This window comes from Fulvivirga aurantia (assembly GCF_009711475.1).
GTDB lineage: Bacteria > Bacteroidota > Bacteroidia > Cytophagales > Cyclobacteriaceae > Fulvivirga > Fulvivirga aurantia.
In genome coordinates this window covers 1-15,937 of record NZ_SMMD01000911.1, presented here as the reverse complement: position 1 = coordinate 15,937, position 15,937 = coordinate 1, and the positions used below count along the sequence as shown (strand labels likewise).

The following is a 15,937-nucleotide window of genomic DNA, read 5'->3' as shown; positions in this document are numbered from 1 at the left end:
TTTTTTTGTCTACAAGCACTTTGCCTGTAGCACTCACCTTAGCTTAACTTTTGGCTACCGGTTAAGAATTTTCACACGCAATACACCGGCCTTCTCGTCATAAGACTGTATTATATTTTCGTTCTTCAATATGAAAGGCTCAATGCCCAAGATTTCTGATATACTCTGTGGCAACCACATTTCTTTGTTCAGCCAAATCTTCATCGGTTCAGGCGTTGGTTCTTCTTTGATTGGCGTGGTTGTTGGATCTACTTTGCTAGGTTGCGGACTTGGGTCACCATAAAAAATCATATCCAGATCAAATAGGCCATTTGAGAATATATAAGCGCCTTCTACCTTTTCCTGAAGATAAGGCGCTAAATCAAATAACTCTATATCCGTTTCTATGAGTTCTGCATCCTGTAGGTGCTCGGGTTCGTTTGACTGAAATAGCTCATTGAGTGACCCGCTGAAACCATCAATCGGTAAGCCCATAACCGGCTTCTCTGTTTTTATGGGGAATTGAGTGACAGATACAATCGTATTGTATGTGTCATTTTCATTGTTATACAGCATGGGATATATTCCTGCGGCTATCACATTACCATCCATTTCATATTCGGCAATTTCTCCCTCTAATTTGATTGAGGTGGCATGACGAGAAACACCTTCTTCAAAGAAAATATTAAGTGGTTGATATGTCTGCAGTATTAGGAGTCTTTCATTTACTGGAATAAATATATATTGCTGACGAATATCATCTTTTACATAATCCTGTATAGAGGGAATTTCTAAGGGATCAATTATTTCAACTAACTCAAGAGGATCAAAAATACCAGGAAACTCGCAAAACCCTAATTCACATGCACTTACAGGATGGCAAATAAACCAACTGTTAAGCCAACAAACGTAAGATGAATCCTCACAAGAACCCTCCCAGGCCATAGTCGTAGGGTTAAACCTAAAAGTAGTGGTTCCGTATTCTACATGGCCTCCACAAATTGTAGATCTTCCATGTGCATATGGAATATAACTTTCCTTATTTTGTACTTCATCTAATCCTTTTTCTTCATTGTCAACTTCGATAGAGGTGTCTTCACTACAGCCAAAGACCAGTCCTGCTGACATCAATAACACAAATAACTTTTTCATAGCACTTTTATAATTGGTTTACACACTTGGTGCGTCCCAATCGAAAGTGGTTACCACAAATCAGAATTATTTTTGAGAAAACTTTCTGTAAAAGAAAAGTGAAAACAATACAAGAAGGAGTCCTCCTGCGGCCAGCACAATCCATTGTTTATTGGTATTGCCTTGTAATGGCTCCTGATCACCATACAGCACAAAGGCTGACCAATAGTAAGGGTGGTGGAAAAATTTATTTTTAGGCTCTGACAGAAATGAGAGTTTTGCTCGCCTAAGCGCTTCATCTTTAGGCTGACCTTGCTTTAGGTTATTAAATAAGTTTTCCATAATGGCGGTGGTTGTCATGTCATTTACCTGCCATAAACTCATGATAATATTGGAGCAACCCGCATATTGAAAGGCACTACCTAAACTCATGATGCCTTCTCCTCTGGCATATTTACCGGCACCGGTCTCGCAGCCACTCAATACGGCCAAACCTGAGTTATTACGCATATTATAAATCTCATAAAAATGAAGAGGTGCTTCCTGACCAAGACTATCGTTTAATATGAAGTGGGAAAGTAAAGACTCCTCTTCATTAATTTTTGTGTGTGCCGCTAGATGTAGTAAACCAGCCTTGGGTGCGAAATCTAAAAAGCTTGACTTAACTGCTGCCTCCTCTAGAAGGACTTTACTGTTTGACCAGATAGCTGCGGCTGCAAGCACTTCACTCTTACTATACTTTAAAAAAGTCTGATCATATTTAGGAGCAATACCCAGATAGGAATACTCAAATCTCGGGTCTACCGTCTTACCAGATAAATTACTAGAAAGCATATGAGAAATATTTACCTCTTTTATCAGGTAAGGCATTTGATGAAATTCATTTACCTCAGTCGCATCCGTAACCAATGCGTCAAAAGGAATGTAGATCAGTGGACCATCAGCTACAATAGTTAGTTTTTGTACTGACTCCGCCAGATACGGCTCCACTACTTTTTGATAAATTTTATAGGCATTTTTGGAATAACTCTGAACACTATTTTTATCTATAGAAGTGCAATATTCAGTTATTTCTGAAACTGACTCAGTCAAATCTGTACTTAACTCAATTCTATCAACTGAAAAATTGTCTCTATCCACTGCCAGGGTAAATAGGCTTGAGTCACCCCAAAAATAGATCAGCACTTTCTGCCCAGGCTTGATGCTTTTTTGCAGTTCGTTCACATCCCAGCTTTGTGCCGCGTACTTCAATTGATAATACTCAGGATAGTTTTTCTCTACTTCATCAACCAAGCTGTCTAATTGATTTTGATGAATAAAAAGCTCTTCGTGAAGCGCAGAGTCTTGAGGTGAATCAGTGATTTTTTCATGCAATTTGCCAATCGCTGACTTGAGTTGAGTCTCCTGAAGCAAAACTGAGTTTGGCACACCCGCATATAGCAGGGCACCTTCATTTTTTAAGGACTCCCTAAGTAATGAGCTCTTATTTGCTTCAATGAATTCGTAATATATCGAAGCATTTTCTATTGATGGTTCTGATTTCACCAGAAGGTATAGGCTCTCTAAAGCTGATTCGTAGAAGTTGTTGAGATACGACTTGAAAAATAGTTTGTAAGCCGATCCGGGAAAATCACGTTCAACCTGCCTTACCATCTCCAGTCCCTTTTGAAATTCTGTAGCAGCCTGCTGAAGATTTTGCTGATTGTTAGTTTTCAGAAATTTCTTAGTGAGTATTTCTCCTTTGAGTTCGATTGGTACGAGCGCTTTTGTGAAATAGGAAGAGTTGCTTCCTTGAGATAATATTCTATCTGCAAGCTCTACATAATAGAGCGCTGAGTCCAGATCATTCTTTTCAAACTTTAGCTGAGCTAATTTGGTATAGGCTTCACCTTTGCTGTAATGTTGGTAGCTAAACACCTCGTTAGACACTTTAAGCGACCGGGTAAAAAACTCCGTTGCCTTTTTGTAATCGTTATTTTTCAGGTGTATATCCCCGCCTTCTAATAAAGTTTTCACTAAAAGACCATCATTTTGGGTCTGCCAACCCAGTGCCTTATTGTTATAGTATAGGGCGCTATCAAATTTTTGTTGAAGTTTAAAAATATCAGCAACTGACCTGTAAATGCTTATAATGGCTGGTCGGTAGTTCTGACTATTTTGATCTGCTAACATTACCTCAAGGCCATTTTGATAATTATCAAGTGCTGTATTTAACAAACTATCGTTTCCTGAAAATACCGCCTCTTGACGGTAAATTCCTCCCAAATATGAGAAATACAATGCCTCGTAATACCCTCGATAAGCCTCTGGTATTCCTTCTATATTTCTATAAGCGTGGTTATAATGCTGAACGGCTTTATCAAAAAGTAAAAGCTTGGCGTAAGAAGACCCAAGATAAGAATGAATGCTGTATAGGTAGCCAACTCCCAGCGAAGGCAGGCTTTTATCTATTTGTAATAGCTTATTAAACTGAGAAATGGATTGTGTAAACCTCCCTAAAGAGAAATAATGACTGCCCTTAGTAAATAATAAAGACTTCTCGGCCTCTCTCGTTTTGTCAATACTGTCCAGTAATGCTTTATGCTGTTGAAAAATAAGGTCAGCATCATCCAGTATTTTATCTACCCTATCAAACTCCTGAGCGTGGCCAAAGGCCTGAGCTTCTATTGTTGTGAGGTATACCACCCAATCCCACTGATCGTAAATGCTGGCTGTGTCTTTTAGGGCATCAAAATAATAAGAAAGACTATCAGGACTAGCATAGTAGTACCGAGATTGATACTTACTCATCTCTGCCTGAATCCAAAGAGATAGGCTATCTACATCATTTTGCTTAGAAATAGAAAAGCTGGGACTTAATAAAGCCCCAGCGATAATTAAAAACGATATTCTAAATTGTTTTATCAATAACCTTTTAATGGTATAAATGTTTCCTCTGGTACCCCTACACTAAATTCAACCTCAATTATTTCATCCCCATCCAATATTGTAGTATTCACAGTAAATAGTAAGTCTTGTGTAATTAACTCTGCATTTTCCACATCAAATTCATAAGTACCTTTTTTCAATAGATCATCATAATCTACCAGATAGCCAGTGGCAACTGGTTGGTTGTCATGGAAGCCTGTAATTGTGATGGAGCTACTGTTCGTAATGTGTGTTACTAAGCCCATTCTAAATTTGGAGAAATCATTTGACCACCCTAGACAAAGTGGATCAATCATAAGTTCACCAAGGTGACCAGGGCAAGGCATTGGTGGTGGAATTGTTCCCCCTGAAATTACTGTGGCATCGAACTCTACGAGAGCCTTTATACTCTCAGCGACAAACCCTTTTTCTTTCTCTACTTCCTCGGTCGGATCGAGAGTTTCTAAATACTCAGCATAGTATTTAAGTAATGGGTAATCATAAAATTCAACATATGTGGAGCCATCAGAACTCTCAGTTTTGCCTTTCTCAAAGTTCTTTTTCTTTTCTTCGGTTTGATTATCATCTTGTACGGCCTGTAGTTGGCAGCTTGTCATGAGTGCCACCGCAAGTAATGTTAAAATGGTAAGTTTCATAGTTTTGTGTGTTAAGGTGTTTTTTAGTGGTAGCGGTGGAGTTAATAAATGTACAATTAATATTGATTTAAGTCAACTAGCCGCTACAATTGCATTTTTACGATTTATTGCCTTGTCATACGAAAAGGCTTCGAAATTCCTGTTTCAGGGGTGTTTCCTGTCACCAGCCCTGCTTCTCTATTCAGGTGCTTGCCAATATAACTTCCATGGTGTTCGATCTGAATGTACAGCTTGTTGGTTTCGTCTCTGGGTATTTTTATTACCACATTGTGGGCTTCAGTAGCTCCTGATGGTGTGTAGGTACCACTCAATAAAAAGAAAGGATCAAATTCTGACGTGTGATTTGAGCTGATCTCCATTATGCCTTCTGTCGATTCAGTATAAAACTCCCAGGAGCTGTCCAGGAAAGACGCATCTTCATAAGGTCTTGGAGTTGTGGAACTTCCTCCGGGCAAGTAATCATCTTTTATGGCATAACCTGCATATTGACGCCCATCCTTATCGGTATGTATACCTGCCATAAAATCGTTTTCATCTAGATAGTAGACAAACCTTCTGCCAACTAACTCATCATACCGTAGCAATGGTGTTTCTACATCGAAGTAAAACTCGATTCGATTGCCATGTATTTGCCCATTGATTTTAAAGGCCTTTCCATCTGAAGCGTAAAAGGTACCGATGCGCTTATCCTCGTAGATAGGAACACCGGCATAGCGATTAAAATGCTCAAAAGTATAATCATTCATGCCTGGAATATGATATATATCCAACTCCCCTTTCCAGCCGTCATAAGTGAAATTCCACCGGCCTATAAAAGCAACTTCCGGCCACTCACGACCTGGCTCGGCCACTAGAATATAACCGGCTTGGGTACCATAGTTTCTTACATAATCGTATGAGAGAAATGTATAGCCATCTCCATCGGTACCGGTTGTTGAGTGACCTGGTCCCCATGAGTTCTTTACAATAAAATAATGATTAGTAGAGTCAGCGTCTCTCTTGTCATATCCCACAATAAGCATGGAGTGAGCAATAGTATCGCATTCATCGCATTTCTGCCACATGTTTTTTTCCCCTCCAATACCCTTTCCGGAAGAAGGCTCAGGGAGTGCTCCAAAAAAATCCCAGACAACCTCAAATCCACGTTTGAGTACAGCTTCAATTTCAGAGGTATTTTTAGGGTCATTGATAAAACGGTATTGACCAACGCCATAGTACTTATCTGCTCTTAGTCTTGTGCTGGAAAGTATTGAGGGCTCAAGGTTAAAATTGCTATAATCTCTTTGCGTGATATCTTCTTTGGCTTCTTGCTTATCCAACACTGCTTGTAAGCTCGGATAATTGTCTTTATAATAATTAGCTGAGGTCTTATATTCCATCACGGTCTCTTCAGGAATTCTAAAACCTCTATTGAGTTGGGCAATTACACCGACTCCACCACCACCTCCCGAGTGGCCGAGCTGTGTTTCAAGTGCATCCATCCCACGAGATTCAATAACATCCCACCGAGGCTCAAGAAAAAAAGACTTCCGGGTGAAGTTCATAAACTCCTCTGATAGGTTTTTTTCTCCCATACCCTGTCTGATGTAGGCCGCTTCTAATGCTGCCACTCCGGCAAATACAATACACGTTCCTCGGCCACCTTGACTTTTTAATGAGGATTGCTGAGGTCTCAAGTCAACAAATTCTCCTTCTTTAATGACTTCTGGTGGTGCTACAGTTTCCTCATCGCAACTCATCATAAGACTTGGGCCAACCAAGACGAGCAACAATAATTTTTTAATATTTTTCATAATATTTTAAGGGTTAATGTTGTTTCTCTTTGGTGTTAGCCACAATTGAAAGGTTACCGATGAGCTTAAAAATTTTTCGGTTCGTCTGAAATGGTGTGGTTTCAAAGAGTAGGTATGAGAAAACAGACAACTTTAACTAAATTGCCTTTCGGGTGATAATGAGTGGTAACCTTTAGTGATCGCCTTACACTAAATCATGTATATAAGTAAAAGCAACATACCGGTAGATGATGTATTACTGCAGATAAGACAGGGTGACGAGTCTTTACTCAGGCAATTATACGAAATGCACAGGGCGAGATTCATTAATTGGTTTCAGGCACATCATCAGGTTGATAAAAGCGAGGCAGTTGACTTATATCAGAGATCGTTTACTACTTTTTACCTCAACGTGAAAGACAACAAAATACAGTCACTTAATAGCAGTATTGCAACCTACATTTTTGGCATAGGCAAAAACCTGATACGTGAAGATTTAAGAAAGAAAAATAAGGATAAGCCTTTAGGTCAGGTAAAAGACGATACGTATCAAAACAATGATTTGATTGATAAAGAGGCGATTGCTCATCAAAAAAGCATAGTGAGAGGTATTCTTGAGAAAATAGGTGAGCCCTGCAAATCTATTCTGATGATGTATTATTTCAAGAACTTCTCAATGGATAGTATCGCACAACATATGGGCTATAAAAGTGAAAATGTAGCTAAAAAGAAAAAATGCCTTTGCTTACAAAGAATACGCGAACAGGTAAATCAGTCTAAACTGAAATATGAGTAACGAAGAAGAAAAAAATATAGAGCTTATAGAGGCTTATCATAAAGGAAAACTTAGTGATGATGAGAAATCTGATTTTGAAACTCGCAGAGAGCTTGATTCAGATTTTTCTCAACAGGTAAGTGACTACCTCCTCATTCTAGATGAGATAGAAAGAGTGGGACGTGTAGAGTTTGAGCAGAAAATTCAGGGATGGGAAGAAGAAATTGCAGCTCAAGAGCCTACTAGCTCTTACCGATGGAAAAAAATACTAGCCGCAGCAGCAATATTGCTCATTATTGCAATTCCAACGGCATACTTCTTTTTGGGTGATTTATTGGTATCCAAAGATCATCATACACTCTACACTGCTTATTTCACTCCTTACGAAGATGTACTGACGGTTAGAGGTGATAATGACCAATTATCAGAGGCTATCAATGCTTACAACACACAGCAATATCAAAAAACCATTGATTTGCTTAATAGTGTTTTGGAAACTGATCCTCAAAATGAAACAGCAAGAACATATCTTGGCATCACTTACATGGTCACGGAAGATTATGCTATGGCAGAGGAAAACCTGGCAAAAGTAAACCTATCGGCTGACGGACTCTACAAAGAAGTGTCTGACTGGTATTTGTTGCTTACTTATTTGAAACTTGATAATACTGAAGCAACAGAAGCTAAGCTCTCGGAGATTGTTGACTCAAAAGATCACATATTTAAAGAGGAAGCCACACAATTAAAGGCTGAGTTCAATGACTAAAGCTTAATACACACATTCTTAGTCTCTGTAAAAAACCGTAATGCTTCCCAACCGCCTTCGCGGCCTACTCCGGATTGTTTCATACCACCGAATGGCGTACGTAGATCCCGTAAAAGCCAGCAGTTAACCCAGATAATTCCGCTTTTTACTGAATGTGCCACCCGGTGAGCTTTCGTTAGGTTTTCCGTCCAGATGGTGGCAGCCAGTCCATAAGCAGTACTATTGGCATACTCAATAACCTCCTCTTCCTCATTAAAAGGCATGATTGTAACAACCGGGCCAAATATTTCTTCCTGATTCGTTCGGCAATTATGAGATAAACCTGTAATCACTGTAGGCTCAATAAAATAGCCATTCTCACAGCGGCCATCAAGCTTAACCTGTTGCCCACCGGTTAAAACTTCACCCCCTTCTTCTTTGCCCAATTTGATGTATGATAGCACCTTCTCCATATGAGGTTTAGACACTACAGCCCCAACTCTCGTACTTTCTTCAGCAGGATCTCCTACCTGCATTTTCTTCACTTTCTCTACAAAGGCAGCGACAAACTTGTCATGTATTTCTTCCTCCACAAATATGCGAGAGCCACACAGGCAAATTTGACCCTGATTGGCAAATGAGCTTATGACAGATGTGCTTAAGGCTTTGTCAAAGTCACAATCAGCAAAAATGATATTTGGATTTTTTCCACCCAGCTCAAGCGAAAGTTTTTTAAACATAGGTGCTGCAGTAGCAGCAATTCGTTTTCCGGTTTCGGTACCTCCGGTGAATGAAATAAGAGGTATATCTTTATGTTCTATGATCGCTTGTCCGGCTTTACCCCCCAAGCCATGCACTATATTGAGCACACCAGACGGCAGGCCAGCTTCAATACATAACTCTGAAAACAAAAAGGCCGTCATTGGGGTAACTTCAGATGGCTTAGCCACTACTGTATTTCCTGCTGCCAAAGCTGGAGCAATTTTCCAGGTGAAAAGGTATAGCGGTAAGTTCCATGGAGAGATGCAACCTGCCACACCCACAGGTCTTCGCATGGTGTAATTTATGGCCCCTTCTTCCGTATAATGAGATTCGGAAGCAAAATGCTGAATACCTGTAGCATAAAACCGCATGTTAGCACTCGCTCGGGGTATGTCAACCGACATGGCCAGTTTTAATGGTTTGCCATTATCCTCAGACTCAGCTTTGGCCAGCCGCTCATGATTTTGATCGATGAGGTCTGCTATTTTATTGAGCACTCTGGCTCGTTTTGTGACAGGTGTATTAGACCAATCTTCAAAAGCCGCCTTTGCGGCCTCTGTCGCCTTTTCAACATCTTTGCTGGTAGAGTCAGGTATTTGACCATAAACCTTACCCTCTGCCGGGTTGATATTGTCTAAATATTCACCACTTACAGGGGCTACCAGCTCCCCATTGATATAGTTTTTGATTTGTGTCATGTATCTCTTTTCTATAAACACCCCGTTCTGCCACCATCAACTGGAACATTGATTCCGTTGATATATCCTGCTGCCGGACTAGCCAAAAAGGCTGCTGCATTGGCTACTTCTGATGCCTCTGCAAATCGATTGGCCGGTATTTGAGAAAGCATGCCTTTCTTCACTTCTTCCTCGCTTTGCCCTGTTTTTTCTGCTTTGTTACTAATGATCGAAGTAAGTCGCGCAGTCATAGTTGCTCCTGGCAAAACGTTGTTGACAGTTATTCCAAAAGAACCAAGCTCAGTGGCCATGGTTTTAGACCAGTTAGCCACAGCACCTCTCACCGTATTAGATACACCAAGACCTTTTAGGGGAGCTTTTACTGAAGTAGAAATAATATTGATTATTCTACCATATTCAGCTTTTTTCATAAACGGTATTACCGCCTGAGCCAAAATCTGATTACAAATTAAGTGTTGTCGAAAAGCGGCCTCAAATGATTCTGGGGCGGCCTCTGTAATAGGTCCACCCGCAGGTCCGCCAGTGTTATTAATGAGAATTTCTACTTTATTCTCTTTGATTAAATATTGATCGATTACTGTCTTGAGTCTCTCTATATTCGTAAAATCAACACATATGTAATGATGCCTCTGACCCTCCTCTAAGTGAAGCTCTTCCAACACTTCCTGCAGTTTGTTTTCATTTCTGGCAATGAGGGTTATACTCGCCCCTAATTTAGATAACTCTAGTGCTATCGCTTTACCAATACCTTGCGTACTACCACATACAAGCGCTCTTCTTCCTTTAAGATTTAAGTCCATTTTAATTTTTTAAACTCTCTGAATCAGTCAATTTTCGTTAAATTTAAAAACAAATAAACAAACTAATCATATGGCCATCAAAAGACCTTTCAACTTAAAAAAATGGATAGAGGATAATCGTGACTTACTCAAGCCTCCTGTTGGGAATAAAAATCTTTATGCCGATGCGGGCGATTACATTGTAATGATCGTAGGTGGACCAAATGCCAGAAAAGATTACCACTACAATGAAACAGAGGAACTTTTCTATCAACTGGAAGGAGAAATTTTAGTGAAAATTCAGGAAGATGGAAAGGCTGTAGATGTTCCTATAAAAGCGGGCGAAATGTACTTGCACCCGGCCAAAGTGCCTCACTCTCCGATTAGACCAGAAGGCTCTGTAGGTTTGGTAATAGAGAGAAAACGAAACGAAAATCACACAGATGGCCTACAGTGGTATTGTGATAAATGCAATAACCTTTTACATGACACTTACTTTCATCTTACTAATATAGAAAAGGACTTTTTACCACGATTTCGTGAGTTCTACGGTTCTGAAGATAAAAGAACTTGTAGTAACTGCGGGCATACTATGGAAGTTGATGAACGTTTCATTTAGTGATTGCAACAGCATCTTATGAATCTCCCATTGGGTCATTAACAATTTCTGCTGATGACCAATTTTTGCTCTCAGTTTCATTTCATGCTCCCAAGGTTGATCAGCCAAACGAAATTACCAGATATGCTTCTCGTGAGTTAGACGCATATTTTTCAGGTAAACTGAAAACTTTTACTACCCCTTTAAAATATGATGGCACAGAGTTTCAAAACAGAGTGTGGCGAGCCTTAAATGATATTCCTTACGGTCAAACTATAAGCTACTCTGAGTTGGCAGTAAGGCTTGGAGACATTAAATGTATAAGAGCAGCCGGCACTGCCAATGGCAAAAATCAATTACCTATTTTTATTCCCTGCCACCGCGTAATCGGAAAAAACGGAAACCTGGTAGGCTTTGCAGGTGGTTTAGAAAGGAAACGCTGGTTGCTGAAGCATGAAGGCGTTATCAGAGGTGAACAGATAGAAATTTTTGCCTAATATTGAGCCAAACAGTTATTTATGGAGTTTGAGCATTCACTAGCTTTCGCTAAAAAGATGGATCAGCAAGATCCTCTAAAGGCATATAGAGATAAATTTTACATCCCCGAAATAAAAGGCAAGGAGGCGTTATACTTTACAGGCAACTCTTTGGGTCTCCAGCCAAAAAACACCAAATCATTTATAGAAGACGAGCTTGAAGACTGGGCCTCCATGGGGGTCGAAGGTCATTTTCAGGCAAAAAAACGTCCCTGGTTTCACTACCATAAATTTAGCAAGCAAGCTCTGGCCAACATCGTAGGTGCCAAACCTCTTGAGGTAGTATCGATGAACAACCTCACTGCAAACCTGCATTTTCTAATGGTGTCTTTCTACAGACCTACAAAAAAGAGATTTAAACTTATGATCGAAAAGGGAGCATTTCCTTCAGATCAGTATGCGGTCGAGAGTCAAATCAAATTTCATGGCCTGGATTATGATGAAGCATTGATAGAAGTAGCACCACGAGATGGTGAACATACACTGCGCACAGAAGATATAGTATCAACCATTAACGAAAATGCTGATAGCCTTGCCCTGGTAATGCTCAGCGGTGTACAATATTACACCGGGCAACTATTCGATATTAAAGAAATCACGAAAGCCGCTCATGAGGCTGGCGCTTACGCAGGTTTTGACCTGGCACACGCGGCAGGCAATGTCTCTTTAAACCTCCATGATGATGATGTTGATTTTGCAGCTTGGTGCAGTTACAAGTATTTAAACTCCGGCCCAGGAGGTGTAAGTGGAATCTTTGTGCATGAAAAACACGCCAATAATAGCGATATCCCACGCTTAGCCGGTTGGTGGGGCCACAACGAAGAGGAGCGCTTTCAGATGGAAAAAGGTTTTGAGCCCATGCCTGGCGCAGATGGGTGGCAATTGAGCAATGTAAATGTGCTCTCAAGTGCGGCTCACTTAGCTTCTCTTGAGATTTTTGAGGAAGTAGGAATGACGGCCCTACTAGAAAAAAGCCGATTGTTAACCGGATACCTATATTTCTTGTTAGAGACACTGAACAACGAAGGAGAAAAGATCGAAATTATTACACCTAAGGAGCCAAAAAATCGAGGATGCCAGTTATCTCTATTTATGAAACAAAATGGGAAAAAGGTATTTGAAGCCTTAAGCAATGAAGGTGTAATTGCAGATTGGCGAGAACCCAATGTAATCCGTGTGGCACCAGTGCCCTTATACAATACTTTCGAAGATGTCTATCGTTTTTACCAGATCGTAGAAAAAACAATCGCATAATATGCCAAGAACAAAAACTATCTCAATTGTAGGTGCCGGACTTGTAGGTTCGCTTATGTCCATTTATCTGGCTAAACGCGGGTATAAAGTGACCATTTTTGAGAAAAGAAATGACATGCGTAAAATGGGCGCAGAAGGCGGTAGATCCATCAACCTGGCCCTAAGCAACCGAGGTTGGGCTCCGCTCAAAGAGATAGGGATTGATAATGAAGTCAAATCGATGATCATACCGATGCGCGGTAGAATGATGCACGATGAAGAAGGATTTCTCACCTTTCAACCTTACGGTCGGGAAGGGCAGGCTATAAATTCAATTTCGAGAGGCGGCTTAAATGAGCTCCTCATGAATACTGCCGAAAAAGAAGGTGTCGAGATAAAATTTGAGCAAACCTGCCTTGGAATAAATTTTGACGAAAGCTTACTCTTTTTAGATGATAATGGTAGCCGTAAGGAGGTAAAAAGTGATGTAATAATTGGTGGGGACGGTGCTTTTTCTGTGGTGCGCAGGCTTATGCAGCGCACAGATAGGTTTAATTATTCACAGCATTTTATCGAGCATGGTTATAAAGAGCTCACCATACCACCAGGTGCAGGTGGCAGCTTTGGTTTAGAAAAACATGCCCTTCATATATGGCCAAGAGGCCAATATATGCTCATAGCTTTGCCTAACAAAGAAGGTAGTTTTACTTGCACCTTATTTTTTCCTTTTGATGGTGATCCATCATTTTCTTCACTAAAAACTGATGAAGATATTCAGCAGTTTTTTGAAAAGGTATTTCCAGACACGATCAGGTTAATGCCAACCTTATTAAAAGATTACCATAGCAACCCTACTTCTTCATTGGTTACAATCAAGTGTTTCCCTTGGGTTAAAAACAAAACCGTTTTACTCGGAGATGCTTCACATGCCATCGTGCCATTTTACGGACAAGGGATGAATAGCGGCTTTGAAGATTGCCGGGTATTAAATCAAATGTTGGAAGAGCATAATGACGACTGGGACAAGGTATTACCACTATTTCAGGAAAGCAGAAAACCTGATGCAGATGCCATCTCTGATCTGGCATTGCAAAATTTTATAGAAATGAGAGATCTGGTAGCTGATGAAGATTTTCTACTTAGAAAAAAAATAGAAGCTAAGCTGCATGACCAATACCCAAAACAATGGATACCACTCTACTCGATGGTAACTTTTAATGAAAATATGAGGTACTCTGAAGCATTACATAGAGGTAACATGCAGAAAGAAATTATGGACAAGGTGATGAGTCAGCCCGACATTCATAAAAACTGGGAAAAACTCGATTTAAATCCACTGGTGGAAGAATTAAATACCAAGATCAACAGCTAGCCTGTTGTAAGTAGCTACTTCAGACTCATCAGGGTTTTGGTCTGGCGCAACGAATAGCTCCATGGTCTCTTTCACAAATTCTTTTGATGCCGGTTGCTCTACAAAATACTCTTTCAAGGCTTTTATAAACTTATCTTCCCACACATCCTTATGCTTGATCAGGTATCTGATCTCTGCCTTGTAAATGAGCATGAGATTTTCCTGCTTTTCTGTTTCTCCCAAATCATCTGTAGCAAGCTCATCTCCCAAAATCTTTGACAACCTCTTTAAGGTCACCCACTCTTCTTTATCTAATAATCCGTCACTCATTACGATGAGACAAGACGGCAAAAGATGAGCGATATAGATAAATTGTTCCTTATTAATATCCAGAAATCTTACCTGCAAATACTCTTCATACAGGTTATCCATTTGTGATTTGGCCATAGAAGCAGTTATATAATATATCTTTCTTTAAATGTAGTGTTTTTTAGTATACGATCAGCTATTAATAAGCTGTTTGTATTGATCGTATCTATTAAAAATTTGCTTCACATAATTAACAGGTTCTTCCCCTCGGCAGTAGCCTGACTCCACGATTTCATCCCTAAAAAATTCAGGCTTAGATTTCATCAATAAAAAGTATTCTACGTTATCATCCCATTTGGTGGGATCACGGTCATATTTTTTTGCTAATTGCCGAGCGTCTACAACGTGTCCTAATCCCACATTGTAGCTGGCCAAAACAAATTTCTTACGCTCATCATCATCTTCCACAGTTTTGAGCCATAAATCATCAAGATATTTGAGGTAGTTGATGCCGGCCTTTATACTTTGAGCAGGGTCGAGCAGGTTATTAGCTCCAAATCTATAACCCGTCTCCGGTACCAACTGCATGAGACCTATTGCTCCTGCCCATGATTTAGCCTTTGGGTCAAAACGTGATTCCTGGTAGATCTGTGAGGCCAAGAGTCTCCAATCCCAGCCGAGGGAATCGGCTCCTGCCTTTATCATATCGTCATAGACAGATATTTTTTCACCACCCATAGAAGAGAAATCGCTTCTTGCTCTGCGCTGGGAAGCACGATTATTTTTAAAATACTTCTTATAAATGACATTAAATGTAGGCTGCTTTTTCAGTCCTCTCATCCAACTATTAAGTGACTGAAGCAGTTGAGGAGCATTTTTTCTCACCGCCCAGGCAATCTGCTGTGGGAAGCTTATGGGTGTCTTTACATCGATATTGGTATAGTAGCCGGCATTCACCATAGCCACAGTTTCATCAGCCACTGTATAGTCAAACTCTTGAAGGGCTACACGCTTGATAAGCTCTTCGGTTTCGGCACTATCTTCCTCCTCTATTACGATTATATCACCACCAATCTCCTGAGACAGGTTTTCTAAGCGCTCGACATATGAGGAGCTTTTGCGCACGTGTACCTCTTTACCGACAAGGTCCACCTGATTTCTTACCAGCACCTTATCTAGCTGATCACGGGTCATTTTATGCCAGTTACGCGGCTTGCGCTGCACCAGCACCTGTCGGGTGGTGTAATGATTTTCTGTAAAGGCGACATGCTGCTTGCGACCTTTGGTTACTGTGAGGGAGTAGGCGATCACATCTCCTTCTCCTCGATTGAGCATTTCGAAGGCCTGGTCAATACTCGTAGTGAGCTTTACCTGTAAATCAATACCAAGGTGCTTGGCATACAAGCTCAGCAGATCGAATTCATAACCCATCGGCTGACCTTTATAGAGAAAATATCCTGTAGAGCTGTTATCTACGATGGCTACTAGGCTGCCACGCTCCTTGATCTTTTGTAAATCAAAAGCTATGGGTTCAGGGAAATCCAGATGACCACTCGTACTGTCCCTGCTCTCGTTACCTCCTTGCCTACAAGCAACTGCTAAAAGCAGCAACCCGATTAATAAGAAAGAAGGAAGTTTCTTCTGGAAATAAAACCAACACATGATTTTCAAATTAAACATAAATTTATGTTAATGAAAATTTATCG

Annotated in this window: 14 protein-coding genes; 6 read left to right on the top strand and 8 right to left on the bottom strand. The window is 40.3% G+C overall.

The annotated features are described in order from the left end of the window. Positions 1 to 54: 54 nt before the first annotated feature. The 4 genes from E1176_RS16385 to E1176_RS16370 all read right to left on the bottom strand — a co-directional run bounded on the left by E1176_RS16385 (position 55) and on the right by E1176_RS16370 (position 6,466). A complete protein-coding gene (locus E1176_RS16385) occupies positions 55 to 1,131 on the bottom strand; it encodes a hypothetical protein (RefSeq protein ID WP_155212008.1) in 1,077 nt (358 codons plus the stop codon). Between the two features lie 66 nt (positions 1,132 to 1,197). Beyond that, the gene (locus E1176_RS16380; RefSeq protein ID WP_155212006.1) at positions 1,198 to 4,017 is read right to left on the bottom strand and encodes a CHAT domain-containing protein; all 2,820 of its coding nucleotides are present in this window, start codon (positions 4,015 to 4,017) and stop codon (positions 1,198 to 1,200) included. After that, a complete protein-coding gene (locus E1176_RS16375; RefSeq protein WP_155212004.1) occupies positions 4,014 to 4,673 on the bottom strand; it encodes a hypothetical protein in 660 nt (219 codons plus the stop codon). The genes E1176_RS16380 and E1176_RS16375 overlap by 4 nt, the downstream gene beginning before the upstream one ends. A gap of 104 nt (positions 4,674 to 4,777) precedes the next feature. Then, positions 4,778 to 6,466, bottom strand: a complete 1,689-nt coding sequence (locus E1176_RS16370; protein ID WP_155212002.1) for a C1 family peptidase — start codon at positions 6,464 to 6,466, stop codon at positions 4,778 to 4,780. A gap of 196 nt (positions 6,467 to 6,662) precedes the next feature. On the opposite strand from E1176_RS16370, the gene E1176_RS16365 reads away from it, so the two are divergent. Together E1176_RS16365 and E1176_RS16360 are read left to right on the top strand one after the other, a co-directional pair. Next, positions 6,663 to 7,241: an RNA polymerase sigma factor gene (locus E1176_RS16365; RefSeq protein ID WP_155212000.1), complete on the top strand. Its 579-nt coding sequence runs from the start codon at positions 6,663 to 6,665 to the stop codon at positions 7,239 to 7,241. Continuing rightward, complete coding sequence (locus tag E1176_RS16360) at positions 7,234 to 7,986, top strand: tetratricopeptide repeat protein (RefSeq protein WP_155211998.1); 753 nt, start codon at positions 7,234 to 7,236, stop codon at positions 7,984 to 7,986. The genes E1176_RS16365 and E1176_RS16360 overlap by 8 nt, the downstream gene beginning before the upstream one ends. Here E1176_RS16360 and E1176_RS16355 read toward each other — a convergent pair. Then, entirely contained in the window at positions 7,983 to 9,425 is a 1,443-nt protein-coding gene (locus tag E1176_RS16355; RefSeq protein ID WP_155211996.1) for an aldehyde dehydrogenase, read from the bottom strand. The genes E1176_RS16360 and E1176_RS16355 overlap by 4 nt on opposite strands. Before the next feature lie 11 nt (positions 9,426 to 9,436). After that, positions 9,437 to 10,225: an SDR family oxidoreductase gene (locus E1176_RS16350; RefSeq protein ID WP_155211994.1), complete on the bottom strand. Its 789-nt coding sequence runs from the start codon at positions 10,223 to 10,225 to the stop codon at positions 9,437 to 9,439. Positions 10,226 to 10,295: 70 nt separating this feature from the next. Here E1176_RS16350 and E1176_RS16345 point away from each other — a divergent pair, with 70 nt between their 5' ends. The 4 genes from E1176_RS16345 to E1176_RS16330 are packed head-to-tail and all read left to right on the top strand — an operon-like array spanning position 10,296 to position 13,943. Then, positions 10,296 to 10,823 carry a 3-hydroxyanthranilate 3,4-dioxygenase gene (locus E1176_RS16345; protein WP_155211992.1) on the top strand — a complete coding sequence of 176 codons (528 nt, stop codon included), beginning with the start codon at positions 10,296 to 10,298 and terminating at the stop codon, positions 10,821 to 10,823. Continuing rightward, positions 10,823 to 11,299 carry a methylated-DNA--[protein]-cysteine S-methyltransferase gene (locus E1176_RS16340; RefSeq protein WP_343030554.1) on the top strand — a complete coding sequence of 159 codons (477 nt, stop codon included), beginning with the start codon at positions 10,823 to 10,825 and terminating at the stop codon, positions 11,297 to 11,299. Before E1176_RS16345 ends, E1176_RS16340 begins: the two co-directional genes overlap by 1 nt. A gap of 21 nt (positions 11,300 to 11,320) precedes the next feature. Then, positions 11,321 to 12,592 (top strand): kynureninase, encoded by a 1,272-nt coding sequence (gene kynU, locus E1176_RS16335; protein WP_155211990.1) that lies wholly within the window; start codon positions 11,321 to 11,323, stop codon positions 12,590 to 12,592. Position 12,593: 1 nt separating this feature from the next. After that, positions 12,594 to 13,943 carry an FAD-dependent oxidoreductase gene (locus E1176_RS16330; RefSeq protein ID WP_155211988.1) on the top strand — a complete coding sequence of 450 codons (1,350 nt, stop codon included), beginning with the start codon at positions 12,594 to 12,596 and terminating at the stop codon, positions 13,941 to 13,943. On the opposite strand, the gene E1176_RS16325 is transcribed toward E1176_RS16330, so the two are convergent. Then, positions 13,920 to 14,369 carry a hypothetical protein gene (locus tag E1176_RS16325; protein WP_155211986.1) on the bottom strand — a complete coding sequence of 150 codons (450 nt, stop codon included), beginning with the start codon at positions 14,367 to 14,369 and terminating at the stop codon, positions 13,920 to 13,922. The two genes, E1176_RS16330 and E1176_RS16325, sit on opposite strands and share 24 nt — an antisense overlap. A 54-nt stretch (positions 14,370 to 14,423) precedes the next feature. Beyond that, positions 14,424 to 15,911 carry an MltF family protein gene (locus E1176_RS21295; protein WP_281349580.1) on the bottom strand — a complete coding sequence of 496 codons (1,488 nt, stop codon included), beginning with the start codon at positions 15,909 to 15,911 and terminating at the stop codon, positions 14,424 to 14,426. Positions 15,912 to 15,937 lie beyond the last annotated feature (26 nt).